Source organism: Pseudonocardia sp. D17 (assembly GCF_036984265.1).
GTDB classification, from domain to species: domain Bacteria; phylum Actinomycetota; class Actinomycetes; order Mycobacteriales; family Pseudonocardiaceae; genus Pseudonocardia; species Pseudonocardia benzenivorans.
The window spans coordinates 1-2,114 of record NZ_BPRG01000093.1 but is presented as its reverse complement, the minus strand read 5'-3'; the positions used below and the strand labels follow the sequence as shown (position 1 = coordinate 2,114).

Annotated in this window: 2 protein-coding genes; both read left to right on the top strand. The window is 69.2% G+C overall.

The features are described from left to right. Positions 1-353 precede the first annotated feature (353 nt). On the top strand, positions 354-1,700 hold the full coding sequence (locus PSD17_RS16330; RefSeq protein WP_013678274.1) for an FAD-dependent oxidoreductase: 1,347 nt from the start codon (positions 354-356) through the stop codon (positions 1,698-1,700). Positions 1,701-1,702: 2 nt separating this feature from the next. Then, positions 1,703-1,966 carry a hypothetical protein gene (locus tag PSD17_RS16325; RefSeq protein WP_013678273.1) on the top strand — a complete coding sequence of 88 codons (264 nt, stop codon included), beginning with the start codon at positions 1,703-1,705 and terminating at the stop codon, positions 1,964-1,966. Positions 1,967-2,114 lie beyond the last annotated feature (148 nt).

Genomic DNA, 2,114 nt, shown 5'->3' with positions numbered 1-2,114 from the left:
ACAGACACACACCCGACCGGATGATCAACAGGTCCGGGCGACTACTACGGCCGCCACGCCGAGTAATCACCAGGTTTCACAACACTCTCTCACACGCTCCGGGTACGCGCGACCACGGTCGGAGGTGGCCGCACGGACGCCGGCCGCGGCGATGCGGCACCATGGGTCGACGCTCCACCGGAGGTGTCGACGCACGTCGCGGGCCCGCAGCGGGCCCGGGCGGCCGCGGTTACGGCTGTGTTGCCACTGGCGGGGGGCGTTGACACTGTTCAGGCGTTGAGTATGGTAAAAATCCTGAATCGCATAGTGAACGACCGTGCGATCCTCAGCGCACACGGAGGAAGGCGGGCGACGTGCCGCGGAAGACAGTGATCATCGGTGGTGGTCCCGGCGGGACCGGCGCCGCGGGCGGCGTCAAGGCCGTCGACCCCTCGGCCGAGGTGGTCCTCTACACCCAGTTCGAGGACATCGCCTACAGCCCGTGCGGCATCCCCTACGTCCACGGCGGCGAGATCGACAGCTTCGACCGGCTGATCCTGGCGGGCAAGCAGGCCTACGTGGACGCGGGCATCGACGTGCACTACGAGACCACCGTGACCGCGATCGACACCGCACGCAAGACGGTCACCGTCAAGGGCGAGGGCGAGGTCTCCTACGACAGCCTCGTCATCGGCACCGGCTTCGCCTACGCCGACCCGGGCGTGCCCGGCACCGACCTCGGCGGCCTGTACTACGTCAAGAACATCCGGGCCGCCGCGGAGTGGGACAAGGTCATCGCCAACTCCAAGCGCGCCGTGGTCGTCGAGGCCTCCCCGCTCGGCCTGGAGATGGTCACCGCGCTGGCACACCGCGGGATCGAGACCCACCTGATCGACCCGAACCCGTACGCGCTCGCCGCGATGGCCGACCCGGACATCATGGCGCCGGTGGAGGAGTCCTGGCGCGAGCTGGGCGTCCACCTGCACTTCAACACGACGCTCGAGGCGTTCCTCGGCGACGCCGACGGCAAGGTCCGCGCGGTGCGGACGTCGTCGGGGGAGATCCCGGTCGACCTGGCGGTCGTCGCCACGCACAAGACCCCGAACAACGCCCTCGCCGCCGCGGCGGGGATCAAGCTGGGGTCGACGGGCGGCATCGTCGTCGACGAGCACATGAAGACCTCGGCCCCCGACGTGTGGGCCGCGGGCGACGCCTGCGAGATCCCGCACGGCCTCGCGGGCACGCCGCTGCAGGGCCTCACCGGTTCGCACGCGTACGCGCAGGGCAAGGCGGCGGGCCAGAACGCGGGCGGTGGCGACAAGACGTACAAGACGGTGTTCGTGCCGTGGGGCACGCCCGCCGGCAAGTGGGTCATCGGTGGTGCGTCGTTCGGCGAGGCCACCGCGACGGCCATCGGCATCCCGTACGTCGTAGGGGTCGCCGAGGGGATCTCGCGGTCCCGGTACTACTCGGGCGTCAAGAAGGTCAAGCTCAAGATCCTGGCCGACCCGAAGTCGCACAAGGTCATCGGTGCCCAGATGGTCGGTGGCGGCGACGGCATCAAGGAGCGCGCCGACTTCCTCGCGCAGGCCATCCGTTTCGGGATGACCCTCGAGGACCTGGCGACGATGGAGAACGTCTTCGCCCCGGCGATCGGCGCACTCACCGAGCCGATCGTGGTCGCGGCCAACAACGGCCTCGTCGCGGCGAAGAAGGCCTGACCGTGGCGGGCGGCTTCTTCGGGTGGCTGCGTCACAACGCCGAGCACTACCTGCTGGTCGACGCCCAGCGGAAGCTCTCGGTCAAGCTGGGCACGCCCGCTCCGCGGCCTCCGCGGGGCGCCAAGGAGATCTTCTGGTTGAAGATCTTCGCCCCGGTCTACGGCGCCCTGCCGTGGCCGGTCCGGAGCACGGTGATGCGCGCGATGCCGGGCAGCCACCGGAAGACGTGGGCCGAACCGCCTGCCCTGCAGGGGCCGGCGGTCTGACCCTCGAAGCACCAGCCATCCAAACAGAAGGAGTGCACTGTGGCTCAGATCGTCGGTGAGCGGGCTCAGGCGGGCGACGCGATTGTCGACTACGACCAGAAGCTGTTCGACGACATCCAGGCCGAAGCCGGTGAGAAGGCCTACATCT